This window comes from Sphingomonas sp. CFBP 13714 (genome assembly GCF_014842205.1).
Lineage (GTDB): Bacteria > Pseudomonadota > Alphaproteobacteria > Sphingomonadales > Sphingomonadaceae > Sphingomonas > Sphingomonas aerolata.
Genome location: NZ_JACYVG010000001.1, coordinates 1 through 24,294, shown reverse-complemented (window position 1 = coordinate 24,294; position 24,294 = coordinate 1). Strand labels below are relative to the sequence as shown.

The 24,294-nt window shown below is 67.9% G+C and carries 22 protein-coding genes; 13 read left to right on the top strand and 9 right to left on the bottom strand.

The window, feature by feature from the left end:
- Window positions 1-107 precede the first annotated feature (107 nt).
- From IFT54_RS00110 to IFT54_RS00100, 3 genes are all read left to right on the top strand, one after another.
- On the top strand, window positions 108-2,195 hold the full coding sequence (locus IFT54_RS00110; protein WP_244648411.1) for a S9 family peptidase: 2,088 nt from the start codon (window positions 108-110) through the stop codon (window positions 2,193-2,195).
- Window positions 2,196-2,388: 193 nt separating this feature from the next.
- Entirely contained in the window at window positions 2,389-2,952 is a 564-nt protein-coding gene (locus tag IFT54_RS00105; protein ID WP_192069238.1) for a VTT domain-containing protein, read from the top strand.
- On the top strand, window positions 2,949-3,347 hold the full coding sequence (locus tag IFT54_RS00100; protein ID WP_192069237.1) for an acyl-CoA thioesterase: 399 nt from the start codon (window positions 2,949-2,951) through the stop codon (window positions 3,345-3,347). Before IFT54_RS00105 ends, IFT54_RS00100 begins: the two co-directional genes overlap by 4 nt.
- A gap of 107 nt (window positions 3,348-3,454) precedes the next feature.
- Here the strand turns inward: IFT54_RS00100 and ppc are convergent, their stop codons facing one another.
- From ppc to IFT54_RS00085, 3 genes are all read right to left on the bottom strand, one after another.
- The gene (gene ppc, locus IFT54_RS00095) at window positions 3,455-6,148 is read right to left on the bottom strand and encodes a phosphoenolpyruvate carboxylase (RefSeq protein ID WP_192069236.1); all 2,694 of its coding nucleotides are present in this window, start codon (window positions 6,146-6,148) and stop codon (window positions 3,455-3,457) included.
- 105 nt (window positions 6,149-6,253) lie between these two features.
- Window positions 6,254-6,631, bottom strand: a complete 378-nt coding sequence (locus IFT54_RS00090; RefSeq protein ID WP_056409745.1) for an EF-hand domain-containing protein — start codon at window positions 6,629-6,631, stop codon at window positions 6,254-6,256.
- A gap of 37 nt (window positions 6,632-6,668) precedes the next feature.
- A complete protein-coding gene (locus IFT54_RS00085) occupies window positions 6,669-7,235 on the bottom strand; it encodes an HNH endonuclease (protein WP_031440448.1) in 567 nt (188 codons plus the stop codon).
- An 89-nt stretch (window positions 7,236-7,324) separates the two neighbouring features.
- Between IFT54_RS00085 and gluQRS the strand changes: the two genes are divergently transcribed.
- Window positions 7,325-8,188, top strand: coding sequence for a tRNA glutamyl-Q(34) synthetase GluQRS (gluQRS, locus tag IFT54_RS00080; RefSeq protein WP_342354737.1), 864 nt, complete (start codon window positions 7,325-7,327; stop codon window positions 8,186-8,188).
- Between the two features lie 123 nt (window positions 8,189-8,311).
- On the opposite strand, the gene IFT54_RS00075 is transcribed toward gluQRS, so the two are convergent.
- Window positions 8,312-9,787 (bottom strand): S41 family peptidase, encoded by a 1,476-nt coding sequence (locus IFT54_RS00075; RefSeq protein ID WP_244180484.1) that lies wholly within the window; start codon window positions 9,785-9,787, stop codon window positions 8,312-8,314.
- Between the two features lie 137 nt (window positions 9,788-9,924).
- Between IFT54_RS00075 and IFT54_RS00070 the strand changes: the two genes are divergently transcribed.
- The 4 genes from IFT54_RS00070 (at window position 9,925) to egtD (ending at window position 13,060) form a co-directional block, all read left to right on the top strand.
- The gene (locus IFT54_RS00070; protein WP_031395690.1) at window positions 9,925-10,152 is read left to right on the top strand and encodes a twin transmembrane helix small protein; all 228 of its coding nucleotides are present in this window, start codon (window positions 9,925-9,927) and stop codon (window positions 10,150-10,152) included.
- Window positions 10,153-10,171: 19 nt separating this feature from the next.
- Window positions 10,172-10,738, top strand: a complete 567-nt coding sequence (locus IFT54_RS00065; protein ID WP_031395689.1) for a cob(I)yrinic acid a,c-diamide adenosyltransferase — start codon at window positions 10,172-10,174, stop codon at window positions 10,736-10,738.
- Window positions 10,739-10,805: 67 nt separating this feature from the next.
- Window positions 10,806-12,083: an ergothioneine biosynthesis protein EgtB gene (egtB, locus tag IFT54_RS00060; RefSeq protein WP_192069234.1), complete on the top strand. Its 1,278-nt coding sequence runs from the start codon at window positions 10,806-10,808 to the stop codon at window positions 12,081-12,083.
- Entirely contained in the window at window positions 12,083-13,060 is a 978-nt protein-coding gene (gene egtD / locus IFT54_RS00055) for an L-histidine N(alpha)-methyltransferase (RefSeq protein WP_037531658.1), read from the top strand. The genes egtB and egtD overlap by 1 nt, the downstream gene beginning before the upstream one ends.
- A 144-nt stretch (window positions 13,061-13,204) precedes the next feature.
- Here the strand turns inward: egtD and ppa are convergent, their stop codons facing one another.
- The 3 genes from ppa to IFT54_RS00040 form a co-directional block, all read right to left on the bottom strand.
- Window positions 13,205-13,783, bottom strand: coding sequence for an inorganic diphosphatase (gene ppa / locus IFT54_RS00050; protein WP_031393175.1), 579 nt, complete (start codon window positions 13,781-13,783; stop codon window positions 13,205-13,207).
- A 77-nt stretch (window positions 13,784-13,860) separates the two neighbouring features.
- A complete protein-coding gene (locus tag IFT54_RS00045; RefSeq protein ID WP_192069233.1) occupies window positions 13,861-15,774 on the bottom strand; it encodes a M61 family metallopeptidase in 1,914 nt (637 codons plus the stop codon).
- A gap of 238 nt (window positions 15,775-16,012) precedes the next feature.
- Window positions 16,013-16,663, bottom strand: a complete 651-nt coding sequence (locus IFT54_RS00040; protein WP_031393173.1) for a DUF1345 domain-containing protein — start codon at window positions 16,661-16,663, stop codon at window positions 16,013-16,015.
- A 49-nt stretch (window positions 16,664-16,712) separates the two neighbouring features.
- On the opposite strand from IFT54_RS00040, the gene hisS reads away from it, so the two are divergent.
- The 4 genes from hisS (at window position 16,713) to IFT54_RS00020 (ending at window position 21,602) form a co-directional block, all read left to right on the top strand.
- A complete protein-coding gene (gene hisS, locus IFT54_RS00035; RefSeq protein WP_192069232.1) occupies window positions 16,713-17,957 on the top strand; it encodes a histidine--tRNA ligase in 1,245 nt (414 codons plus the stop codon).
- 106 nt (window positions 17,958-18,063) lie between these two features.
- Window positions 18,064-19,137, top strand: coding sequence for a peptide chain release factor 1 (prfA, locus tag IFT54_RS00030; RefSeq protein WP_037531654.1), 1,074 nt, complete (start codon window positions 18,064-18,066; stop codon window positions 19,135-19,137).
- Between the two features lie 117 nt (window positions 19,138-19,254).
- Complete coding sequence (prmC, locus tag IFT54_RS00025) at window positions 19,255-20,106, top strand: peptide chain release factor N(5)-glutamine methyltransferase (protein ID WP_192069231.1); 852 nt, start codon at window positions 19,255-19,257, stop codon at window positions 20,104-20,106.
- A 260-nt stretch (window positions 20,107-20,366) separates the two neighbouring features.
- On the top strand, window positions 20,367-21,602 hold the full coding sequence (locus IFT54_RS00020) for a DUF4167 domain-containing protein (RefSeq protein ID WP_192069230.1): 1,236 nt from the start codon (window positions 20,367-20,369) through the stop codon (window positions 21,600-21,602).
- 99 nt (window positions 21,603-21,701) lie between these two features.
- Here IFT54_RS00020 and IFT54_RS00015 read toward each other — a convergent pair whose 3' ends face one another.
- Window positions 21,702-21,992 carry a hypothetical protein gene (locus tag IFT54_RS00015; protein WP_031394022.1) on the bottom strand — a complete coding sequence of 97 codons (291 nt, stop codon included), beginning with the start codon at window positions 21,990-21,992 and terminating at the stop codon, window positions 21,702-21,704.
- 71 nt (window positions 21,993-22,063) lie between these two features.
- Here IFT54_RS00015 and IFT54_RS00010 point away from each other — a divergent pair, with 71 nt between their 5' ends.
- Window positions 22,064-22,516, top strand: a complete 453-nt coding sequence (locus IFT54_RS00010) for a CBS domain-containing protein (protein WP_031394021.1) — start codon at window positions 22,064-22,066, stop codon at window positions 22,514-22,516.
- A gap of 30 nt (window positions 22,517-22,546) precedes the next feature.
- Here IFT54_RS00010 and IFT54_RS00005 read toward each other — a convergent pair whose 3' ends face one another.
- Window positions 22,547-24,082 (bottom strand): lipopolysaccharide biosynthesis protein, encoded by a 1,536-nt coding sequence (locus IFT54_RS00005; RefSeq protein ID WP_192069229.1) that lies wholly within the window; start codon window positions 24,080-24,082, stop codon window positions 22,547-22,549.
- Window positions 24,083-24,294: the final 212 nt, after the last annotated feature.

Below are 24,294 nucleotides of genomic sequence, written 5' to 3'. Positions count from 1 at the left end.
GCGTATTGTGACAGAAACGCGGCGTGTAGGACAGCGGGGTTTGCTTGCGGGGAGGGGGCGTGGTGCGTTGGCTTCCGGTCGTGGGGGCGGTAACAGGGGGGATGACCATGAATTCCCCTGCCATCTCTTCGCCCGAGACCCCATCCGTACCGCCGCGTGCCGAGCAGCGGCCGCACAGCTTCACCGCGCATGGCGTGACGATCGAGGATCCCTATGCGTGGCTGAAGGATCCCAACTATCCCGAGGTCGATGACGCGGACGTGCTGGCGTATCTCGCCGCCGAGAACGCCTATTTCGAGGCGCAGATGGCGCCGCACAAGGCGCTGACCGACACGTTGTACGAAGAGATGAAGGCGCGGATCAAGGAGGACGAATCCTCGGTCCCGCAAAAGGACGGCGACTGGCTTTACTGGACCGCCTACGAGACCGGCGGCCAGTACAAGAAATGGTGGCGCAAGCCCGTCGCGGGCGGTGACGACGAGCTGCTGCTCGACGAGCCCGCGCTGGCCGAGGGGCATGAATATTTCCGGCTCGGCGCGTTCTCGGTCAGCAATGACGGGCGCTATCTCGCCTATGCGATCGACGACAATGGCAGCGAGCGGTTCGAGGTCCGGGTCAAGGACCTGAACACCGGCGAGCATCTGCCCGACGTGATTCCGGGGATGCTCAGCGAGATCGTGTGGACCGCGGACGATGCGGGCTTCCTCTATGGCCTCGCCAACGAGCAGTGGCGGACCGACAATGCGCGGTTCCACCGGCTGGGGACGCCGATCACGGACGACGTCGTGCTGTTCCACGAGGAGGACGAGGGCTTCCGCGTCGGCGTCGGCGAGACGAGTTCGCGCAAGTGGATCGTGATCGCGACGAGCGACCATGTGACGAGCGAGATCTACCTGCTGCCCGCGCACGAGCCGCTGGCGGTGCCGATCCTTGTCTCGGCGCGGAAAGTGGGCCGCGAATATGACGTCGACGAGCATGACGGGACGCTGTTCATCCACACCAACGACGTCGATCCGAATTTCCGCCTGTGCACCGCGCTGGTCGAGGAGCCGGGCGCGTGGACCGAGCTGATCCCGGCCAGCCCGACCTTCTACATGACCGGGGTGGAGTGCTATCAGGACTTCTTCGTGGTCGACGGGCGCGAGGACGGGCTCGATCAGATCGCGATCCACCGGTACGAGACGCCGACCGAGGGCAAGCGGATCGAGTTTCCCGAGGCGAGCTATGTCGCCGGGCTCGGCGATAACCCCGAATATGACATGACCGTGCTGCGGCTCGGCTATGAGTCGATGGTCACGCCGGGGACGGTGTATGATTATGACGTCGATACCGGTGAGCGGACGATGCTCAAGGTGCAGGAGATCCCGAGCGGTTACGACGCGGCGAAATACGCGACCGAGCGGCTGAAGATCACCGCACGCGACGGCACCGAGATTCCGGTGTCGATCGTCTATCCGGCCGGGTTCGTGCGCGACGGGTCGGCGCCGTTGTTCCTCTATGCCTATGGCGCGTACGGCTATGCGATCCCGCCGGGCTTCTCGACCGGGCGGATGAGCCTGCTCGACCGCGGCTTCGCCTATGCGATCGCGCATATCCGCGGCGGCGATGACCTCGGCCAGCAATGGTATCTCGACGGCAAGCTGGAGAAGCGCGAGAACACGTTCAACGATTTCGTCGACGTGGCCAAGGCGCTGGTCGACGCGAAGTGGACGTCTGCGGGGCGGATCGCGATCGCGGGGCGGTCTGCGGGTGGCGAGCTGATGGGGGCGGTGGTCAATTCCGACCCCGAGCTTTGGGGCCCGGTGATCGCCGACGTGCCGTTTGTCGACGTGCTCAACACGATGCTCGATGCCGAATTGCCGCTGACGCCGGGGGAATGGCCCGAATGGGGCAATCCGATCGAGGATCCGGCGGCGTTCGCGCTGATCCGCTCCTATTCGCCGTACGACAACGTCAAGGCGCAGGCCTATCCGCCGATGTTCATCAGCGGCGGGCTCAACGATCCGCGCGTGACCTATTGGGAGCCCGCGAAATGGGCGGCCAAGCTGCGGCTGATGAAGACCGACGACAATGTCCTGCTGCTCAAGACCAACATGGGCGCGGGGCATGGCGGCAAGTCGGGCCGGTTCGAGTCGCTGCGCGAGGCGGCGGAGGAGCATGCGTTCGTGCTGTGGCAGTTGGGCGTCGCGGGATGATTCTTGGTTCGCGCGAAGGCGCGAAGCCTGTCCTGAGCTTCGCCGAAGGGGCGCGAAGATTTAGAGTTTTCGCGCGGAGACGCGGAGGACGCAGAGAGAAGATGCACGCCATTCTCAGCGTCCTCTGCGCCTCTGCGCGAACCACCTATCTTTGCGCCTTCGCGCCTTCGCGTGAATTAGAATCGGTTTCCGCGTGACGATCGAGGCGTTGGTGGCGCGGTACGGCGTCGTGGCGATCTTTCTGGGGGCAGGGGTCGAGGGGGAGGCGGCGGTCGTGACGGGCGGGGTGCTGGCGCATCAGGGGCTGGTGTCGCTGGCGGGTGCGATGGCGGCGGCGGTGATCGGGTCGTTCGTCGCGGACCAACTGTTCTTTGCGGGCGGTCGGTATTTCCGCGAGTCGCGCCCCGTTGCGGCGATCCGGCGGCGGTCGGCCTATGCGCGCGCGATCGACCTGCTCGAACGCTATCCGCGGCGGTTCATCTTCGCCTATCGCTTCGTCTACGGGATCCGTACCGTCAGCCCGATCGCGATCGGGACGAGCCGGATTTCGCAGCGCCTGTTCCTGGCGGTGAACCTCGCCGCGGCGATCGTGTGGGGCTGTGTGTTCAGCGCGATCGGCTATGCGTTCGGCAACGTCATCGAGGAGATGCTCGGGCGGATCGGCACCGGGCGGCTGATCCTGCTCGGCGCGGCGGCGCTGCTGGCGGTCGGCGGCGGCTGGTTCGCGTGGCGGAAATGGCGGGAGCGCAGCGCATGACCTTCACGATGACGATCACCGCGGCCGAGGCGGATATCGACGAGCTGGGGCACGTCAACAATGCGGTCTGGGTCCAGTGGATCCAGCGGATCGCGACCGCGCATTGGGAGGCGGTCGCGCCCGCCGAGCACAAGGCCGCCTATGTCTGGGTCGTGACGCGGCACGAGATCGACTATCGCGGCAGCGTGGTCGCGGGCGAGACGGTGACCGGCGAGACCTGGGTCGAGGGCGGGCCGAAGGGCGCGCGGTTCGACCGGCATGTGCGGTTCGTCGGCGACGACGGGCGTGTGAAGCTGGACGCGGTGACGACCTGGGCGCTGCTCGACCGGGCGAGCGGGCGGTTGCTGCGCGTGCGGCCGGAGATTGCGGCGCCGTTTTTTGGTGCGGCGGACTGAGGGTTCTGGGTGGGGGGTTTGGGGTGAGGGTCTTGGCCTCACTGGCCCTCACCCTTCCCGCGGCAAGGGCCGCGGGCCCCTTCCCTCTCCCCCGAGGGGAGAGGGAGTTAGCCTGAGTTTCTCAGGCCGGTGGCGATGGCGTTGATCGAGAGGAGGATGCCTTCGCCGATGCGGGCATCCTCTTCGCCGGCGCGGCGGCGTTTGATGAGTTCGATCTGGAGCAGGTTGAGCGGCTCGATATAGGGCAGGCGGAGGCGGATCGACGCCTCGAGCGCGGGGTGCTTTTCGAGCAGGCGCGACTGGCCGGTCGCGTCGAGCAGCCCGTCATGCGTCTGCTGCCAGCCGTCGCGGATCCGGCCGAAGACGGTGTCGCGCAGCGCCGGATCCTCGACCAGCCCAGCATAGCGCGCGGCGATCGCCATGTCCGACTTGGCCAGCACCATCTCGAGATTGGCGAGCGCGGAGGCGAAGAGCGGCCAGCCCTGCGCCATGTCGCGCAGCAGCGCCTTGTCCTCGAACCCGGCGAGCGCCTGGCCGACGCCGTACCAGCCGGGAAGCATGACGCGCGCCTGCGCCCAGCTGAACACCCAGGGGATGGCGCGCAGATCCTCGATCCGGTCGGACTTGGTGCGGCTGGCGGGACGGCTGCCGATCTTGAGCCCGGCGATCTCGGCGATCGGCGTCATCTGGCGGAAAAAGGTGCGAAAGCCGCGCTCGTCGCCACCGACCGTGCCGTAGACGAGGTCGCGATAGCTGTGGAACGCGGTGTCGCTGAGCCAGTCCATCGCGGCGCAGAAGCGCGTGGTGTCGGCGTTCGACAGGCGTTCGGGTTCGAGGCTGGCGAGCAACGTGGCCGAGGCGATCGCCTCCAGATTGGTCATCGCGGCGTCGCGCGTGCCGTATTTGGCGGCGATCACCTCGCCCTGTTCGGTGATGCGGATGCGGCCCTGCACGGTGCCGACGGGCTGCGCGCGGATCGCTGCGAAGGCCGAGCCGCCGCCGCGCCCGACCGCGCCGCCGCGGCCGTGGAACAGCTGCATGCCGACGCCTGCCTGCTCGAACACGGGCCTGAGCGCGGTCGACGCCTTGGACAATTGCCAGGTGGAGGTGAGGTAGCCGCCATCCTTGTTGCTGTCCGAATAGCCGATCATCACCTCCTGATGACCGCGCGCCTTGGCGATCGTCGCGATCTCGGGCAGCGCGAACCAGGCGGTCATCACCGCGGGCGCGGCTTCGAGATCGCCGATCGTCTCGAACAGCGGCACCGCCATGATCGCGGCGGTCGGCGTGTCGCCGGGGCGGTAGAGCCCGACCTCCTTCAGCAGCAGGTTCACCTCGAGCAGATCGCTGACCGACTGCGCCATCGAGACGATGTAGTTGGTGATGCAGGCGGGGCCATAGGCGGCATGCGCGTCGGCGGCGGCCTGGAGGATGGCGAGTTCGCCCGCGGTCTCGTCGCTATACGCGGCAAAGCGGGTGGTGAGCGGGCGCGCATTGGCGAGTTCGCGGCGAAGCAGCGCGACGCGCGCGTCCTCGTCGAGCGCGAGATAGTCCGGCTCGACGCCCGACACCCTGAGCAGTTCGGCGACGACGCGTTCGTGGACCGCGCTGTTCTGGCGCAGGTCGAGCGTGGCGAGGTGGAAGCCGAACGTCTCGACCGCGCGGATCAGCCGGCCGAGCGCGCCGCCGCTCTTGAGCGCGGTGCCGAGCCCGTGGGCGAGCGTGACGAGATCGGCGCGCAGATCGGCGGGGCTGGCATAGGGGGCGCCGGTGAGGCGGCCGGGGCGCGGCGCGGCCTTGCCGGTCAGTTTCTGGTGCGTCGCGGCGAGGCGCGCATAGATCCCCGACAAGGCGCGGCGATAGGGTTCGTCGGCGCGGCTGGTGGCGTCGTCGCCGCTTGCCGCAGCGAGCGCCTCGACCGCGGGGTCGGCGACGGCGTGCTCGGTCGAGATCGAGAGCTCGGCGCCGAGCGCGTGGACCGCCTGGCAATAATAGCCGAGCACCGCCTCGCTCGCGCGGGCGAGCGCGGTCTTGAGCGAATCGGCGGTGACATAGGGGTTGCCGTCGCGGTCGCCACCGATCCAGCTGCCGGGCTTGAGGAAGCTCGGCGTGCGTTCGCCGAGTGCGCGATCCCAGCGCTGATAGAGCGCGGGCAAGGCGGGGAGGAAGACGTCGCGCAGATAGCTGAGCGCGGTATCGACCTCGTCGGTGACGTAGAGCCGGTCGCGGCGCAGCACGCGCGTCTGCCACAGCAATGCGATCTGGCGGAGGATCGCGTCGTCGACCCGGTCGCCATCGGGGGTGGTGTCGCGACCCGCATCGCGCAGCGCGAGCAGCTCGGCGATGCGGTTGCGGTGGTCGATCATGCTCTTGCGCCGCACCTCGGTCGGGTGCGCGGTGAGGACGGGGACGATCAGCGCATGGTCGAGCAGCGCGCGGACCTGCGTCCGGTCGATCCCCTCGGCTTCGAGCTGCGCGATCGCGGAGGCGAGGTCGGCGCCATGCTCCGCCGCGATCCCCTGCCGGTCCTCGGCCAGATTGGCGAGCATCGAGAACAGCATGAAGCCGCGGACGAAATCGAGCGTCTCGTCGAGGCTGAGCTTTTCGAGGCTGAGATCGACCGCGGCATGATCGTCGGTCCGGCCCTCGGCAAGGCCGCGGTGACGCTCGACCGAGGCCTTGCGGATCGTCTCGGTCGCCTCGAACAGACGCGGTCCGCCATAGCTGCGGATGACGTCGCCGAGCAGCGTGCCGAGGAAACGGATGTCGGAATTGTTCGCGATTGCGGGAAGACTGGCCATGCGCCTTGCTGCGCTGCGACAGGGATCAGGTCAACCGCCGAACCCGCAATCGGCGATGAAATCCGCGCCTGAAGCCGTGCGGTCAGGACATAAAGTTACAGGCGATCACCGCCCCTCGCGCTTGCGGGCTTCGGCGCGCTCTTCGGAGGTGACGGTGCCGTCGTGGTTCAGGTCCATCCGGTCGAACCATCGCAACGTGCCCTCGCTCCACTCGACTTCGGTGATCACGCCGTCCTTGTTGCGGTCGAACGCCTTGATCCGTGCATTGGGGGAGGGCAGCTCGTCCTTGGTGATGCGATCATCGGCATTGCGGTCGAGCGTGCGGAAGCGGCGTTCCATGCTGGCGCCGAAATCGAGCCGCGAGGTGACCGAGGGGGGCACGAAGCCGACCGCGCCGGCATCCGCCTCTGCGCGCTGCGCGTCCTTGTCGCCGCAACCCGCGACGATCAGTCCTGCCGCGATCACACCCATCATCACCCGCATCGACCCGTCTCCCGCACAATGCTGCGCGGCCGGACGGTCACGCTTCGAGTTCAATGTCCCAGTAGAGCCAATCATGCCAGGTTTCGTGCAAATAATTCGGCGGGAAGCTGCGGCCATGTTCGTGCAGATGCCAGTTGGTCGGGCGGATCGGCTCGAGATGGAGCGGCATCGCGGCCTGGCGCGGGGTGCGCCCGCCCTTTTTGAGGTTGCACGGCGCACAGGCGGTGACGACATTTTCCCAGGTGGTCCGCCCGCCTTGCGCGCGGGGAATGACATGGTCGAAGGTGAGATCGCGCAGCTTGCCGCAATATTGGCAGGTGAACTTGTCGCGCAGGAACAGGTTGAAACGGGTGAAGGCGGGAAATTGCGACGGTTTGACGAATTGCTTGAGCGCGATCACCGACGGGAGCTTCAGCGCGAAGCTCGCGCTGCGCACCTCGCGTTCGTAATTGGCGACGATATCGACGCGATCGAGGAAGACGGCCTTCACGGCGGTCTGCCAGGGCCAGACGCTGAGCGGATAATAGGAGAGCGGCGTATAATCGGCGTTGAGCACGAGCGCCGGACATCCATCCGGGTGGCGTATCAGGTCGGGGTGAAACACGGCTCCTCCCACAAAAGTCCCGGACGCGCTTTCGCGCACCGGCATGACAGGGTCATGACAGCACGGCGCGGGACATGGGGTCAAGTCCAGTGAAGGGCGCGGAATTCGTCACGACGCGGTTCGCGCCCAGTCCGACGGGGCGGCTGCACCTTGGCCACGCGCTGTCGGCGATCCGCGCGCACGACTTTGCGCGGGCGCGGGGCGGGCGGTTCCTGCTGCGGATCGAGGATATCGACATGGGCCGCAGCCGGCCCGAGCATGTCGCGGGAATCGTGGAGGATCTGCGCTGGCTGGGGCTGGACTGGGACGATCTGTCCTACCAGTCGGCGCGGCTCGCATCCTATCAGGCGGCGCTCGACGGATTGAACGCGCGCGGGCTGCTCTATCCGTGTTTCTGTACGCGCGCGGAGATCGCGGCGAGCCTGTCGGCGCCGCATGAGGGCGAGGGCGCGGTCTATCCGGGGACGTGCCGGAAGCTGGCGCCCGCCGAGGTCGCGGCGCGGATGGGGGAGGCGCATTGCTGGCGGCTCGACATGGCGGCGGCGCTCAGCGTGACGGGACCGCTCGACTGGGCGGATGCGCGCGCGGGGACGGTGCGGGCCGATCCGGCGGCGCAGGGCGATGTGGTGCTCGCACGGAAGGATGCGCCCGCCAGCTATCATCTCGCGGTGACGCTCGACGATGCGGTGCAGGGTGTCACCGACGTGGTGCGCGGCGACGACCTGTTCGCGGCGACCGACGTGCACCGGCTGTTGCAGGCGCTGCTGGGGTTGCCGACGCCGCGTTATCATCATCATCCGCTGATGCTGGGGGCGGATGGCGCGCGGCTCGCCAAGCGCACGGGTGCGCCCTCGCTTGCGGCGATGCGCGAACGGGGGGAGGACGGGCTCGCGGTTGCGGCGGGGGTGCGCGGGATGCTGGCGGAGGATGCTCCCCACCTGCCGTCATCCTGACGACCGTCAGGATCCAGAGTTACGGAGCGCGGCGTGTTTGGCTCTGGGCCCTGACTTTCGTCAGGGTGACGGGGTGGGTGGGGGTGTCAGCGCGTTCAGTCCAGGGCGTCCGATAGCGCGCGATCAGTAGAGGCCGGGGACTTCGCGTTGCGGGGTGGTGGGGTGGTCGGGGATGAGCAGCGCGCGCGTGGGGAGGTCGGTCGTCGGCGTGGGCGTGCTGGTGCGGGCCGACGCGGTGGCCGCGGTCGCGGTGACGGGGAGGCAGCTGCGGCCGGCGAGGAAGTCGATCGCCTGCCGCGTCGAGGCTTCGCGCGGGTCGCCGAGCGGATAGCGGATATCGTCCTCGGCCCGGCAGCTCGCCTCGACCGTGCCGGCGAGCCCGTCATAATAGGCGCCCTGGCGTGCGGCGTTCTGCGTCGACAGCGCGACCACGCGCAGACGGTCGTCGCAGGCGGCGCGGTCGAGCCCGATCTGGCCGACGGGCTTGCCATAGGTGTTCGTGCCGATCAGCCCGGCAGCGCTGTGCAGATACGGGATCATCGCGTTGATGACGAGTTCGCTCGCCGAGGCGGTCCCGCCCGTGCCGATGAACGCGACGCGCGTCGGCGCGATCGATTCGGGCTGCGGCGCGAAGAAGCGCGTCGTGTTGTTGGCGGATTTTTCGGTGCGGAAGGTCGTGTAGCTCGAGACTTCGGAGGTCGCGCGGTTGCGACCGAGCAGGTCGGTCATCAGCTCCGCGATCGAGATCAGCCCGCCGCCATTATAGCGCAGGTCGATGACGATATCGGTGACGTTCTGCGCGCGGAAGCTGGCGAAGGCGGCGCGCAGCGCGGGGTCGGCGGTCGAGATGAAGGTCCGGAGGTTGATATAGCCATAATTGCGGCCGCCATCGGCGATGACCTTCGCGCCGTAGCGGCTGGAGACCGGGAGCAGCGCGAAATCGGTCTTGGTCAGCGTGATGTCGCGCGTCCCCTGCGCGTCGCGGATCTGCAGCACGCGGCTGGTGCCGACCGTGTCCGGGCCGAGCGCGGTCGAGACGCCCGCGCTGCCCTCTGCGGCAAAGATCGCGCTGACGGTCCGCAGCGTGTTGGCGTTGGTCCCGATCGCGACGATTTCCGCACCGCGATCGACCTGCGCCGCCAGCGCGGCGCCGCCTTCGAAGGATTCGATGACATAGGCGCGCCGCCCGCTGCCATCGATGCCGAGACGGAAGCCGAAGCCGGCATTGGAACCCGCCTCATAATAGGCGTCCTCCTCCTTGATCGACGTCAGATAGGTGAAATAGCGGTCGCGGCGCTGGCCGCGCGCGGTCGCGGTCAGCGCGTCGATATAGGCGTCGACGGTCGTATAGGGTGTCGGGTCGAGGCTGGCGGGCAGCGTCTCGGGGAACAGATACCATTCGCGCAGCTGCGCCGCGGCCCAGTCCTGCCGCTCGCGCAGGCTGCACCCGGCGACGGTCGTCGGGGTCGTCGTGCCGGTCGTCGGGGTGGACACCCCGGGCGTACCGCCGGTCGATCCCGACACCGCGCCGGAGTCTCCGCCGCACGCACTCAACATAGCCAGCATCGCCAGGCTGGCGCCGATCCGTCCGTTACGCATACTCATTCCCCCATTTGTCACGATGCTAGCCGGGAAGATTGGGGCTGTCAGCGTAGAATTCCGCCCGTTTCGAGGCTTGTCCGGCGACCGGCGGAACGGCCATTGCGGGGCGGGGCGCGCATGCCTAGATTGTCGTCATGAACACCTTCCTCGTCATCCTCCTGATCGCGGCGATGATCGCGACGCTCGTTGCTCTGGTGCGCGGGGTGGTGACGTTCCTGCAGGACCAGTCGGCGCAGGTGAAGGACGGGGGGCCGAGCGCCGCGTCGCTGAAATCGAACCGGATGATGCAGCAGCGCATCTTCTTTCAGGCGATCGCGATCCTGATCGTCGTGCTGATCCTGTTCGCCGCGGGCCGGACCTGAGCCCGAAGGGCGTACCGTCATGGTGAAGCTGAACAAGATCTACACGCGGACCGGCGACGCGGGGACCACGGGGCTGGTCGACGGGTCGCGCGTGTCCAAGGCGTGCCCGCGGATGCAGGCGATCGGCGATGTCGACGAGGCGAACAGCGCGATCGGCGTGGCCGCGGTGGCGCTGGGCGATCATCCGCTTGGCCGAGCGCTCGAGCGGATCCAGAACGACCTGTTCGATCTCGGCGCGGACATCGCGACGCCGGGCGAGGATTTCGCGCCGTCGGAAATGACGCTGCGGATCATCGGTTCGCAGGTCGAGCGGCTCGAAGGCGAGATCGACGCGATGACCGCACAGATGGCGCCGCTGACCAGCTTCATCCTGCCGGGCGGATCGCCGGGCGCCGCAGCGCTGCATCTGGCGCGCGCGATCACGCGCCGCGCCGAGCGCGCGGTGGTCGCGGTCGACGACCCGATCAATCCGCTGGCATTAGCGTATGTTAACCGCTTGTCGGATTTCCTGTTCGTCGCCGCGCGTGCGGTGAACCAAAACGGGGCGAGCGACGTTCTTTGGCGACCGGGGGCAACGCGCGGATAGCGCTCCGTATCGCTGCATCCTTTTATAAGGGGCCGTGCCGCGTGCATCGCCCGCACGAGGACAGTCGATGCCGAACCCCGTCCCCACCCATGATCCCGCGACCCTGCCTGACACGGACGCGCTCGGTGCGCGGTTCACAGCCGTGCGCGACCTGTCGATCGCGCTGGCCGCGCCGCTGTCGGATGCGGATGCGACGGTGCAGTCGATGCCCGACGCGTCGCCGACCAAATGGCATCTGGCTCATACCAGCTGGTTCTTCGAAACGTTCGTGCTGCGCGATCATGTCGCGGGCTACCGGCTGCACGACGAACGCTTCCCGTTCCTGTTCAACAGCTATTACGAGGCGGAAGGTCGGCGGCATGCGCGCGACCGGCGCGGGATGATCACGCGGCCGACACTCGACGAGGTCCGGGCGTACCGCGCGCATGTCGATGCGGCGCTGATCGCGGCGCTGCCCGACCTGCCCGAGGCGGCGCGCGAGCTGGTGGCGCTGGGGTGCCATCATGAGGAGCAGCACCAGGAATTGCTGGTGACCGACATCCTCCATTTGTTTTCGGAAAATCCGCTCGAGCCCGCGGTTTGGGCCGCGCCGCGAAAGGTGCCGGTCGAGATGCCGGGCGCGATCGGCTGGATCGAACGCGACGCCGGGATCGCGCGGATGGGGCATGACGGCGACGGCTTCGCGTTCGATTGCGAGACGCCGCGGCACGACACGCTGCTCGCGCGTCACGCGATCGCCGACCGGACGGTGACCAATGGCGAATGGGCGGCGTTCATCGCCGATGGCGGCTATAGCGAACCGCGCCACTGGCTCGCCGATGGCTGGGCCTGGGTGAAGGCGGAAGGCATCGTCGCGCCGATGTACTGGGAAGAGCGCGACGGGGGCTGGACGCGGTTCGGACTCGACGGGCGGCGCGCGATCGATCCGGCGGCGCCGGTGACGCATGTCAGCTTCTACGAGGCGGACGCCTATGCCAGCTGGGCGGGCGCGCGGCTGCCGACCGAGGCCGAATGGGAGGCCGTCGCGGCGGACTATGCCGGCGATGGCGGCAATCAGATGGATGCGGCGGGCCCGGTCGAGCCGCGGCCGGCACGCGCCGGCGGCCCCGCCTTTTTCGGCGACGTCTGGGAATGGACGGGCAGCGCCTACCGGCCCTATCCCGGCTTCCGCGCGGTCGAGGGCGCGGTCGGCGAGTATAACGGCAAGTTCATGAGCGGCCAGTTCGTGCTGCGCGGCGGGAGCTGCGCGACGCCGCGCGGCCATGCGCGCGCGAGCTATCGCAATTTCTTTTACCCGCACCAGCGCTGGCAGTTCACCGGCGTCCGGCTCGCCAAGGATATCTGATGTTGAAGCGTGAAATCGAAGACGGCGAGCAGAGCCTGGCCGATCCCGCCTTCCGGGCGGACGTGCTCGCCGGTCTGGAACGGCGGCCGCGCGCGATTCCGGCGCGCTGGTTCTACGACCGGCGCGGGTCCGAACTGTTCGAGGCGATCACCGACCTGCCCGAATATTATCCGACGCGGACTGAGCGCTCAATCCTCGAGACCGCCTGTCCCGAGGTCGCCGAGATTGCCGGCGCGGGACGTGCGGTGGTCGAATTCGGGTCGGGGTCGTCGACCAAGACGCCGATCCTGCTGAGCGCGGTGGCGCCGTCGGTCTATGTGCCGATCGATATCTCGGGCGATTTCCTGCGCGAATCGTCGCGTGTGCTCGCGGCGCAGTTCCCCGAGCTGCTGGTCCTGCCGTTCGAGGCGGATTTCATGCGGCCGCTCGCATTGCCGAAGACAATCGCCGACACCCCCAAGCTCGGCTTCTTTCCGGGGTCGACGATCGGCAACATGATCCCTCTGATGGCGGTCGACCTGTTGAAGGCGATGCGCGCGTCGCTCGGGATCGGCGCGATGCTGCTGATCGGGATGGACCGGATCAAGGATCCGGCGGTGCTGGTCCCCGCCTATGACGATGCGCAGGGCGTGACCGCGGCGTTCAACATGAACCTGCTCGAGCGGATCAACCGCGAGCTCGACGCCGACGTGCCGGTCGAGGCGTTCCGGCACAAGGCGGTGTGGAACGATGACCGCGCGCGGATCGAGATGCATCTCGAGGCGCAGCGCGATGCCGCGTTCACGATCGAGGGGCGGCCATTCGATATCGCGGCGGGCGAGACGATCCACACCGAGAACAGCCACAAATACGGGTCACGCGATGCGCGGATCCTGTTGCGGTCGGGCGGGTGGACGCCGATCCGCGAGTGGACCGATCCGGCGGGGTTGTTCTCGCTGTACCTGGCGGAAGCGCAGGCGGAGCGGCCGGCGCCGTAAGGGCGGGGCGGCTGGGTGAGGGCGGGGCAGGTGCTTCGACTTCGCTCAGCACGAACGGGGGGGCGTAGTTCGCGGCCCCGTTCGCCCTGAGCGCAGTCGAAGGGCGCACCGCGTGCGCGCCGCTTCGACTTCGGTCGCTTGTGATCAGCGACCTGCGGCGTCGTCCGCGTTCATCGGCTCGTCGCCCTGCTTCTTGGCTTCTTCGTAGCGCTCGATCGCCTCGATCGTGATGCGCTTGGCTTCCTCGGCATCGCCCCACTTGCCGACGCGGACCCACTTCTTCTTCTCGAGGTCCTTATAGTGGGTGAAGAAATGCTCGATCTGCTCGAACACGATCTCGGGCACATCGGCACGGCCGCCGACGTTCGAATAATAGGGGAACACGTCGTTGACGGGGACGCAGACGAGCTTCTCGTCGCCGCCGGCCTCGTCCTCGAGGTTGAGCACCGCGATCGGGCGCGCGCGGACGACGCAGCCGGGAATGAAGGGCGAGCGCGCGATCACGAGCGCGTCGAGCGGGTCGCCATCGGGGCTGAGCGTGTGTGGCACGAAGCCGTAATTGGCGGGGTAGCGCATCGGCGTGTGCAGGATGCGGTCGACGAACAGCGCGCCCGATGCCTTGTCGAACTCGTACTTCACGGGCTCGCCGCCGGTCGGGACTTCGATGATGACGTTCAGGTCTTCGGGCGGATTCTTGCCCGTCGGGATGAGGTCGATACGCATGGCGGTCCTTTCAGAAATGGCGGTGCCGGCCGCTTCCCCTTGGGGAGGCGGCCGGCACCGGAAAAATATCGGAACTGTCAGCGCGGCATCAGCAACTTGTCCAGTCCGCCGTCACCTGTACCGACCTTCTCGAGCCGCGGATAGCGCGGGCCGTCATGGTAATCGAGCGAGACGTCGCGGAATCGCTCGTTGTTTTTTACAGTCAGGCGGATCGGCAGCTTGGTGCCCTGGGCCGCGAGAATTGCCGCTTTCATGCGGTCCGACGAGTAGGATTCGCCGTTGACCGCCTCGATTTCGGTGCCGACGTCGATCCCGGCGCGGAACGCGGGGCTGTCCCAGATCGAGGCAGTCACGACGCCGTCCTTGTTCATCACCAAGCCCAGCGAATAGCTGACATCGGTGCCGCGGGTCTTCTCCGCCTGCTTCAGATACGGGCTCTGCACGGGGCCATAGACCAGCTTGTAGCCGTTCATCGCAAAGCCGTTGATCGGCGCGGGCTTGCCCGTCTCGGTCAGCCGCGTGGTGAGGAAGCCGGCCCAGTCATAGGGCAGGATGCCGTTCAGCGTCTTGGCGACGTCGTCGAACGTGTAGGTGACCTCGCCATAATCGCCGTTGCGGATGCCGAAGAACGCCTTGGCAAAATCGTCGATCGACTTGGTGCCGCCCGACTTCTGGCGGAGCATCGCGTCGACCTCCATCCAGACCATCAGCCCTTCGTTGTAGTAATCCTCCGAGCGCTGCCAGCTGGTCCAGCCCTTGGGACGACGCGACGAGATGACCGGATCGTTGGTGGTGTCGATCAGCGGGCGCCACTGGCGACCCTGCGCGGTGTCGTAGGTGCCGAGAATCGAGGCATAGCCGTCGAGCGTGTCCTGCTTGCTGACCAGACCCGAGCGCGCCTGGAGCACATAGCCCCAGAACTGCGTCTGGCCCTCATAGACCCAGAGCAGCGAGTTGCGCATCGGCGTGCGGAAATCGGGCGTCCACAGGTCGGCGCCGCGGCGGAACTTGCCGTCCCAGCTGTGCGTGAACTCGTGCGGCAGCAGGTTGCGCGCCGCCGCGCCCGTCTCCCATTCAGTGAAATAGCCGGGGCGGACGCCGTTTTCCGAGCTGCGATGATGTTCGAGGCCGATCCCGCCAAGCTGGTCGGTGATCGAGAGCAGGAACTCGTAATGATCATAATGCTCGGCGCCGAAGGTGCGCGCGGCCTGGTCGACGAGCCGCTTGTGCGCGTCGATCTGTTCGGGCTTGGCGGCGAGCTGGTCGGGGGTGTCGGCGAAGACGTTGAGGTCGACCTTCGGGCTCAAAGGCCAGACCTTGCCGTATTTGCCCGCGAGGATCGGCGAATCGACGAGGATCTCGTAATTAATCCGGTCATAGGCATAGGTCGCGCCCGAGACCTTGGCGGGGACCGCACCCGCGGCGGTCCAGCCGGTCGGATAGGTGACGGTCATCTTCACCGGGATCTGACGCGTATAATAGCCGGCGGGATAGAGGCTGACCGAGTTCGGCTGGAGGCTGATCATCGTCGGGGTCATGACGACACGGCCCTGGTCCGCCTTGGTCGCGGAGATGAACTGGAAGCTCGCGTCGAGCTGTCTGGTGCCCGCGGGGACGTCGATGTGGAAGGCGTAGACGTCGACCGGATCGCGCGTCCAGGGAAGGATCCGGCCGTTCGCGCGGATCACCAGACCGGCGAGCTTCTCGATCTCGCCGCGTGGCGCATGGTTGCCGGGCAGCCATTTCGGGAAGAGCAGCGCCATCTTGCCCGATTTGGCGACGGGGATCGTCTCCTTCACGCGGAAGATGCCGCGCTCGGTATCGGTCGCGTCGATGTCGAGCAGGATCGTGCCGGGATAGGGCGTGTCCTGTGCGGCGGGGATCGTGTCGACGAACGGCACCGGCTGTGGTGCGGTGTTGCCGGCGGGGACTTGCGCGACCGCGGGAAGTGCAGACGCGAGCAGGGATGCGACGAGAAGCTTGCGGATCAAGGAAAAGGCCTTCCGGCAGAGAGACGATGGTCAAGGTGTAAGCGGCAGAAAGGGCAGTCGTCCAGCCCTTTGCCGGGGGGTATAGTCTCGCGTCGCAGGCGTTTGGTGCGTCGCGCTTTGCCACATGCGCCGTCATCCTGACGAACGTCAGGATCCAGGGTTACGGGCGGTGGTGTTTATGACTCTGGATCCTGACCTTCGTCAGGATGACGGAAGAGGGATGACGGGAGGGGCGGCCTCAGCTGCTGCCGAGCACGTTGATGGTGAAGGCGAGCACGCCGATGTTGAAGACGAACGCCGCCATGCACTGGCCGAGCGCGACCTTGCGCACGCGCCGCGACGTGATCTCGACGTCGGAGGTCTGGAAGGTCATGCCGAGCGTGAAGGCGAAATAGGCGAAGTCCCAGTAATCGGGCTCGGCGCAGGAGGGGAAATCCAGCCCGCCCGCATCGCTGCCATCCGCGGCGTCGCTGTAGAACAGATGCGCATAATGCAGCGTGTAGACCATGTTGGAGAACAGCCAGGCGAGCACCAGGGTCGCGACCGAGATCAGGATCGCGACGAGATCGGTCTTGCCCTGCAATTCCTTCGCCACCGCGACGAGCACGACGATCAGGATCGTCCCGCTGAACGCCAGCAGCACCGCGCGGTTGGCGTCGTTCTCGTCCGCATAGCGCCGCATCCGTTCCGCGGTGGCGTTGCCGAACAGGGTTGCGACGGTGGCGAGGAACAGGACCGCGGCGATATCGAACGCCGCCATCGTGCCGCGGCCCAGCCCCAGTCGGGGGATCAGCGCAACGAGGCCGATCGCGAAGACGCATGCGAACAGCACGAAGCGCGGCGGGGCGATGCGCCGGCCGAGCCCCCAATAGCGGACGTCGTTGCTCATGTGACGGCGCTAGCGCTTCGCGGGCACGTCGCCTAGATACGCGCGCATCATGGCCAGAACAGAAACCCCGCGTCGCATCCGCGGCACTCAGGACATCTTCGGCGACGAGCAGCGCCGTTTCGCGCATGTTCTCAGCACCTTCGAACGCGTGCGCGCGCTCTATTGCTTTCAGCGGATCGACATCCCGGTGTTCGAATCCACCGCGGTGTTCGCGCGCTCGCTCGGCGAGACGACCGATGTCGTGTCGAAGGAGATGTACACATTCGAGGACCGCGGCGGGGATTCGCTGACGCTGCGGCCCGAATTCACCGCGGGGATCGCGCGTGCGTATCTGACCGAAGGCTGGCAGCAGTTCGCGCCGCTCAAGATCACGACCAGCGGCCCGGTGTTCCGCTACGAACGCCCGCAAAAGGGGCGGTTCCGGCAGTTCCACCAGATCGATGCCGAGGTGATCGGCGCGGCGGAGCCCGCGGCGGACGTCGAGCTGCTCGTGCTGGCGGACCAGCTGCTGCGCGAGCTTGGCATTGCGGACGGCGTGACGTTGCAGCTGAACACTTTGGGCGATGCCGAGACGCGTGAAGCGTGGCGCGCGGCGCTGGTCGCGCATTTCGAGGCGCATCGCGGCGAGCTGTCCGAGGACAGCCTGACCCGGCTCGAGAAGAATCCGATGCGGATCCTCGATTCGAAGGACCCGAAGGACCGCCCGATCGCGGACAGCGCGCCCGATATCGACGCGTATCTGACGTCCGAGGCGCGCGCGTTCTTCGACGCGGTGACCGCCGGGCTCGATGCGGCGGGTGTTGCGTGGGAGCGCAATGCGCGGCTGGTGCGCGGGCTGGATTATTACCGGCATACCGCGTTCGAGTTCGTGACCGATCGGCTGGGGTCGCAGGGGACGGTGCTGGCCGGTGGGCGCTATGACGGGCTGATCGGGTCGCTCGGCGGGCCCGAGACGGCGGGTGTCGGCTGGGCCGCGGGCGTCGAACGGCTGGCGATGCTGCTCGACGAGCCGGCGGCGGCGGGGATCGATGCGGTGGTCGTGCCGATGGGTGCCGCGGCCGAAGCACGCGCGACCGGCATCGTCGCGGATCTGCGCCGTGCGGGCGTGGCGGTCGAGATGGCCTACAAGGGCAAGATGAAGGCGCGGATGGCGAAGGCGGATGCGCTCGGCGCGCGGTTTGCGATCATCCTCGGCGATGACGAGCTCGCCAAAGGCGTCGGCGCGGTGAAAGCGCTCGCGACCGGCACGCAGACCGAGGTCGCGTTCGCAGATCTGGCGGAGGCGCTGCGTTGAGCCTCCCCGTCATCCCGGCGCAGGCCGGGATCCAGCGCCATGAAGGCTCCGTCCGGTCACCCTGGATCCCAGCTTTCGCTGGGATGACGGAAGAGGGAGCGTCCGCATGACCCAGATCTCCCCAGACCGGATTCGCGCGATCGAGGCGCGGCGGGACGAGTTGCAGGCGCTGATGTCGACCGGCGACCTGCCGTCCGACCGCTTCGTCGCGGTGTCGAAGGAATATGCCGAGCTCGAACCCGTCGCGCAGGCGGCGACCGAGGTGCGGCGGCTGCGGCAGGAGGCCGAGAGCCTCGCCTTCATGGCCGAGGATGCCGATGACGAGCTGCGCGCGATGGCGTCGGAGGAATTGCACGAGAATCGCACGCTGCTCGAGACCGCGGACCGCAAGCTCGCGCTCGCGTTGCTGCCGCGTGATTCCGCGGATGAGCGCTCGGCGATGCTCGAGGTGCGCGCCGGGACCGGCGGGGACGAGGCGGCGTTGTTCGCGGGCGACCTGTTCCGGATGTACCAGCGTTATGCCGAATCGCAGGGCTGGCGGGTCGAGCTGATCTCGGGATCGTCGTCCGACGCGGGCGGATTCAAGGAAGTCGTCGCCAGCGTCACGGGGCAGGGCGTGTTCGCGAAACTGAAGTTCGAAAGCGGCGTCCACCGCGTCCAGCGCGTGCCCGCGACCGAGGCGGGCGGGCGGATCCACACCTCGGCGGCGACGGTCGCGGTGCTGCCCGAGGCGGAGGAGGTCGACGTCAAGATCGACGACAAGGATCTGCGCATCGACGTCTATCGCTCGTCGGGGCCGGGCGGCCAGTCGGTCAACACGACCGACTCTGCCGTGCGGATCGTGCATATCCCGACCGGGCTGACGGTGATCCAGCAGGACGAGAAGTCGCAGCACAAGAACAAGGCGAAGGCTTTGCGCGTGCTGCGGACGCGGCTCTACGAGGCGGAGCGCGACCGATTGCATGCCGAGCGCGCGGGTGCGCGCAAGTCGATGGTCGGGTCGGGGGATCGATCAGAGCGGATCCGGACGTATAATTTTCCGCAAGGCCGCGTGACCGATCACCGGATCAACCTGACGCTGCACCGGCTGCCGGAAATCGTCGCGGGCGATATGGGCGAGTTGATCGGTGCGCTGGTGTCGCAGGACGAGGCGGACCGGCTGGCGCAGCTGGATGGGTGAGGTTGCCTTCTTCCCCCCCTCCCGCAAGCGGGAGGGGGCCGGGGGGTGGGCGCGCGGCGTGTTCCATGAGGGCGGGGCACTGGAATCGTTCGACACATCGCCGACGGTGCGACCGCGGTGAACGCGAGCCCACCCCCCAGCCCCCTCCCGCACGCGGGCGGGGGGGTACGTCAGGCCCTCGCCACGGCGGCCGCGCGCCTCGCCTTTTCCGCCACCCCCCGCCTCGACGCCGAATTGCTGATGGCGCATGCGCTGGGTGTCGAGCGGAACGCGATCCTGCTCGATCCCGACCGCTACGCCGTTCCCGCCGGTTTCGCGGCGCTGGTCGAGCGCCGTCTGCGGCATGAGCCGATCGCCTATATCACCGGCATGCGCGGCTTCTGGTCGATCGATGTCGCGGTCGGGCCGGGGGCGCTGGTGCCGCGCGCGGACAGCGAGACGCTGCTGATCGCCGCACAGGCGCATTTTGCCGGCGGTGCGCCCGCGACGATCCTCGATCTCGGCACCGGCCCCGGCACGCTGCTGCTCGCCGCGCTCGACGAATGGCCCGCGCGCGGTCTCGGCATCGACTTTTCGGCGGACGCGCTCGGCTATGCGCGCGCCAATGCGGCGGCGCTGGGGATGGCGGACCGTGCGCAGTTTTTGCGCGGCAGCTGGGCGGACGCGATCACCGGGCGGTTCGACCTGATCCTCGCCAACCCGCCCTATATCGGTACCGCCGAGACGCTGCCGCCCGAGGTCCGCGATCACGAACCGCACGCGGCGCTGTTCGCAGGCGCGGACGGGCTCGACGATTACCGGATCCTCGCGGCGCAGCTCCCCGCGCTGATCGCGCCCGGCGGCGCGGCGGTGATCGAAATCGGCGCGACGCAGGCGGCGCCGGTCTCGGCGCTGCTCGAGGCGGCGGGGCTGCACGTTGCGCTACATCATGATTATGGCGGAAACCCGCGCGTCCTGCTTGCGCGATGACCGGCGCGACTTGACGATTATGGCCTGCCGCCGCATATTTCACTTGTGGGAGGCCCTTCCGGGCCGCTATCACGTGGGCAGGGGCACGCAATCTCGACAACTTGGTCGTTTTTGAGCGTTGACCCGCATCCTTCGCCTTAAAGTCGCTGCAGTCCGGCGGCCCTGGCAAGTCCGACGCATCGTCATCGGTGCGCGGCGGGGGGTTTGCACCGCATTTCGGAGCACGACCAGATTTTGGTTCGACGACTGAGGACACAAGCTTGATCAACAACCGGCAAGCCGGCCGCCGTCGCGGTCGTGGCAACAATAATAATGGCGGCGGTGGCGGCGGTGGCGGTCAACGCCAGGGCGGCGGCGGTGGTGGTGGCCAGGGTGGCCGCGACACGGGCAACCGCATCGACAGCCGCGCGCGCGGCAACGCGAGCCAATTGTACGAGAAGTACAAGAACCTGGCGCGCGACGCGCAGATGCAGGGCGACCGCGTCAACATCGAATATTATCTCCAGTTCGCGGATCATTATTTCCGCGTGCTGAGCGAAACCCGCGCGCGCTTCGAAGAGAGCCAGCCCCAGGCGCAGCAGCAGCCGCGTCGCCAGCAGCCGTTCGATCTCGACGGCGACGACGATTATGGCGACGAGGGCGAACCGATCCGCTCGGGCGAGCAGCAGGGCAGCCAGCAGAACGGGCAGCAGCACGGGCAGCAGGGATCCGGCGATCAGGCGGCGATGGCGAATGGCGGCCAGTCCAATGGCCAGTATTCCAACGCCCGCGCGCCCCGTGAGAACCAGGGCCGTGAAAACCAGGGCCGTGATGGCCAGGGCCGCGACGACCGCTCGCAGCGCGACGATCGCCCACGCTACGATGCGAACCGCAACGAGGGTCAGCGTAACGAGGGCCAGCGCGGGGATGCCCAGCGTGGCGAGCCCCGTGGCCCGCGGATGACGCAGTCGCGCGACGAGCAGCCCGGTGACGAGCAGGGCCAGCAGCGCGAGACCCAGCCCCGCGAAAACCAGGGCCGTGACGAGTATCGCGATGCCCCGCGCCGCGACACCATCCGTCGCACGCCACGCGCCGCGCGTCCGGTCCAGGCCGAGTCCGAGCAGCAGGGCGAGCGCACGGACGAGGTCACTGCCCGCAGTGTAACGCCGGCCACGCCCGACGCAGCCACGTCCGACGACCGGTCGTCCGCGCCCCAGTCCATGGGCGAGCCGGTCGACGTTGTGGCCGCAACCGCCCCGGCGCCCGCGTCGGACGGTTCGGGCGAGGAGCAGCCCCGCCGTCGTGGTCGCCCGCGTCGCGACCGCAGTCTCGACGCGCCGGTCGCCACGGACGATGCCGCACCCGCGGCGTTCGACGCAGACCGCCTGCCGCCATCGCTCGGCATTTCGGCCTCGGCGCCGGCACCCGCTGCCGACGCTTCGGCGGATGGCGCAGCCGCGGAAAAGCCGCGTCGCCGTCGCGTCCGCGTCGCCACCGACGAGGTCGAGGCGGGCTGACCGTCGCGCCAGACGGCAGGATAAAAAAGGCCGGTATCGCGACGCTGCGGTACCGGCCTTTTTCGTGTCATCGCTCGGCCGCGCGCATCGCCCGGACGGCTAGTCGATCCGCGTCACGTCCTCGTCATGGCCGCTGCCCGAACTCAGGAAGACGAGCCCCATCAACAACCCGGCCATGATCACCGATCCGCCGACCCCACCGAGAATCGCGAGCATCGTCACGAGGTGCAGCGCCCCCTGAAGATGCGCCATCGCGACGATGACGCCCGCGGCGCAGATCGCCGCCGCCAGTATCATCCACGCCATGATCGTCCGGAACCGGCCCCAGGCGAACGCGGCATAGTGTGGATCGTCGAGTCCGGTCGGTGTCTCGGCAGAAGGATCGGTCATCGCTTTTCATTGCCGCGCAAACATGGTTTTCTCAAGCCACGCGCATGGAGACGCGACAAGGAGAGGCGGAGATGACGATCGCGACGATCCTCGAGACGAAGCGGCGGACCGGTGACGGCACGCGCGCGGACATGGTGCTGTCGCTGCACCCCGATGCGAGCGTCGCGGACGCGGTGGCGATGCTCGCGGAACAGCGGATCGGCGCGGCGCCGGTGCTCGACGACGGCCGCGTGGTCGGGATATTTTCCGAACGCGACGTGATCCATTGCCTGCAGGCCAAGGGCGCGGGCGCGCTGACGCAGCGGATCGGCGACGTGATGACGCGCGCGGTCAAATCGGTGGCGCCGACCGAGTCGGTGATCGGCGCGCTGTCGCTGATGACTCAGCGGCGGATCCGGCATCTGCCCGTGATCGACCATGATCAGCTCGTCGGCTTCGTCTCGATCGGCGATCTCGTCAAATTCCGGATCGACCGGATCGAGGCGGATGCCGCGGCGATGCGCGCCTATATCCAGTCCGCCTGACCCGCGGACCCGATCAGGGCGCAGGCCCGATCAGACCGCAACGGGGCGTTTGCGCAGCAGCGCGACGAGCTCGCCGAGCGCCGCGCGCGCGAAGGCGAGCATCCAGCCCGAATAGACCACGCCGCCGACCGCGAGCAGCACCGCGAGTCGCCAGACCGGATCGAGCACTGGCAGGCGCTGATCGACCAGCCAGACCGCGAGCGCCATCGCCATCGCGGCCAGCGCGGGTGATGCGACCGCGCGGGCGACCGCACGTGCGGGGACGCCGATCACCGGCAGGCTCCGCCACGCACTGATCGCGAAATAGAGAGGATAGGCCGCGATCCAGGCGAGGCCGAGCCCGGTCGGCCCCCACTCAACCCCGATCAGGAACGCGGTGCCGAGGATCGCCGCGCCGGTCGCGCCGTTGCGCACGCCGATACCCGGTCGCCCGCGCGCGTCGGAGGCGGGGGTCAGCAGCACCTGGAGCGTCATGAACGGCATCGCCAGCGCGAGCAGCCGGACGATCGGTGCGGTCTCGACCCATTTCTCGCCGAGCACGGTCAGCACCAGCGGCTCGGCGGTGACCGCGAGCCCGAGATAGAAGGGCATGGCGACAATCATCACCAGCCGCACGCCCTTGACGAACGCCCGCCCGATCGCGTCGGGATCCGCCTGCATCCGCGCATAGGCGGAAAAGGCGACTTCGTTGAGCGGCGGCACGAACTTGCTGACGAAGATCTGCGTGAGGAACAGGCTGGTCGTGTAGATGCCGAGCATGTGCGGCGAGAACCGGCGCCCGGCGATGAACACATCGGCCTGGCTCTGCAGGAACCAGAAGAGCTGGCTCGCCGCCATCACCCCGCCATAGCGTGCGAGCCGGCCCGCGCCGCGAAAGTCGAAGCTCGGCCAGACCAGCGACCGCGCGCTCCACGTCATCATCGCGCCGCGCACCGCGAACAGCACGAGCGGGGCGATGACGAGCGTCCATACCCCAAGGCCATAGAGCGCGCCGCCAAGCGCGGTGCTCGCCGAGGCGATCGAGGCGGTGATGTTCGCCTTGGCCTGATGGCGAAAATCCATCGCGCGTGACAGCAGCGCATAGGGCAAGGCGATGAACGGCGTGGTGAGATAGAGCAGCGCCTGGACGCGCAACATGTCGGCGACGACCGGCTGGCGGTAATAGGCGGCGGCCAGCGGCGCGAGCACCAGCTGCGCCGCGGCCAGCGTCGCATTGAGCAGGATCAGCATGCCGAAAAGCTGGCGCACCTCATGGCGGCTGATCGTCGCCTGCTGGATCAGCCCGCTCGCCAGGCCATAGCCGTTGAGCATCGCCATGAAGGTCAGGATCACCTGGCACATCGCGAACAGACCGTAATCGGCGGGGGCGAGGATGCGGATCACCAGGAAGGTGGCGCTCCACTGGACGAGCTGCGCGACGATCTGGCTTCCCGACCGCCAGATCAGCGCACTGCGGACCTGCCCGGCGAGCGGCACCGGGGCGGCCAAGCCGTCGATCGGCCCGTCGGGCGGCCGGTCCGCCAGCGGGTCTGCCGCCGGCGGGGCGGTGGGAATCGGCGTGGTCATCGGACCGGCCCTATAATCGCCTGCGCTTCACAAGCACTTAAGAAACCTGCGCGGGGATACTGCCTGCCGTCCCTTGCTGGCACGCAGGGGCGCCGTCGCCGTGCCCTGCACGGCCCACACGGGCTGCCTGGGGGCGTAAGTCGGTCGAAATGAAAAAAATTGCCATAAAAGTGAAATTTGCATTTGACGGGGTTGGGGATGGGCCCTAGAGG

Bases quoted from the DNA above. Each gene is read 5' to 3' on its own strand.
- hisS (WP_192069232.1), top strand. From the start codon at position 16,713: ATGGCCAGAACAGAAACCCCGCGTCGCATCCGCGGCACTCAGGACATC.
- IFT54_RS00110 (WP_244648411.1), top strand. From the start codon at position 108: ATGAATTCCCCTGCCATCTCTTCGCCCGAGACCCCATCCGTACCGCCG.
- IFT54_RS00040 (WP_031393173.1), bottom strand. From the start codon at position 16,663: ATGAGCAACGACGTCCGCTATTGGGGGCTCGGCCGGCGCATCGCCCCG.
- IFT54_RS00070 (WP_031395690.1), top strand. From the start codon at position 9,925: ATGAACACCTTCCTCGTCATCCTCCTGATCGCGGCGATGATCGCGACG.
- IFT54_RS00065 (WP_031395689.1), top strand. From the start codon at position 10,172: ATGGTGAAGCTGAACAAGATCTACACGCGGACCGGCGACGCGGGGACC.
- ppa (WP_031393175.1), bottom strand. From the start codon at position 13,783: ATGCGTATCGACCTCATCCCGACGGGCAAGAATCCGCCCGAAGACCTG.
- ppc (WP_192069236.1), bottom strand. From the start codon at position 6,148: ATGGCCAGTCTTCCCGCAATCGCGAACAATTCCGACATCCGTTTCCTC.
- IFT54_RS00075 (WP_244180484.1), bottom strand. From the start codon at position 9,787: ATGCGTAACGGACGGATCGGCGCCAGCCTGGCGATGCTGGCTATGTTG.
- IFT54_RS00090 (WP_056409745.1), bottom strand. From the start codon at position 6,631: ATGCGGGTGATGATGGGTGTGATCGCGGCAGGACTGATCGTCGCGGGT.
- IFT54_RS00100 (WP_192069237.1), top strand. From the start codon at position 2,949: ATGACCTTCACGATGACGATCACCGCGGCCGAGGCGGATATCGACGAG.
- IFT54_RS00005 (WP_192069229.1), bottom strand. From the start codon at position 24,082: ATGACCACGCCGATTCCCACCGCCCCGCCGGCGGCAGACCCGCTGGCG.
- IFT54_RS00015 (WP_031394022.1), bottom strand. From the start codon at position 21,992: ATGACCGATCCTTCTGCCGAGACACCGACCGGACTCGACGATCCACAC.
- IFT54_RS00010 (WP_031394021.1), top strand. From the start codon at position 22,064: ATGACGATCGCGACGATCCTCGAGACGAAGCGGCGGACCGGTGACGGC.
- egtB (WP_192069234.1), top strand. From the start codon at position 10,806: ATGCCGAACCCCGTCCCCACCCATGATCCCGCGACCCTGCCTGACACG.
- egtD (WP_037531658.1), top strand. From the start codon at position 12,083: ATGTTGAAGCGTGAAATCGAAGACGGCGAGCAGAGCCTGGCCGATCCC.
- prfA (WP_037531654.1), top strand. From the start codon at position 18,064: ATGACCCAGATCTCCCCAGACCGGATTCGCGCGATCGAGGCGCGGCGG.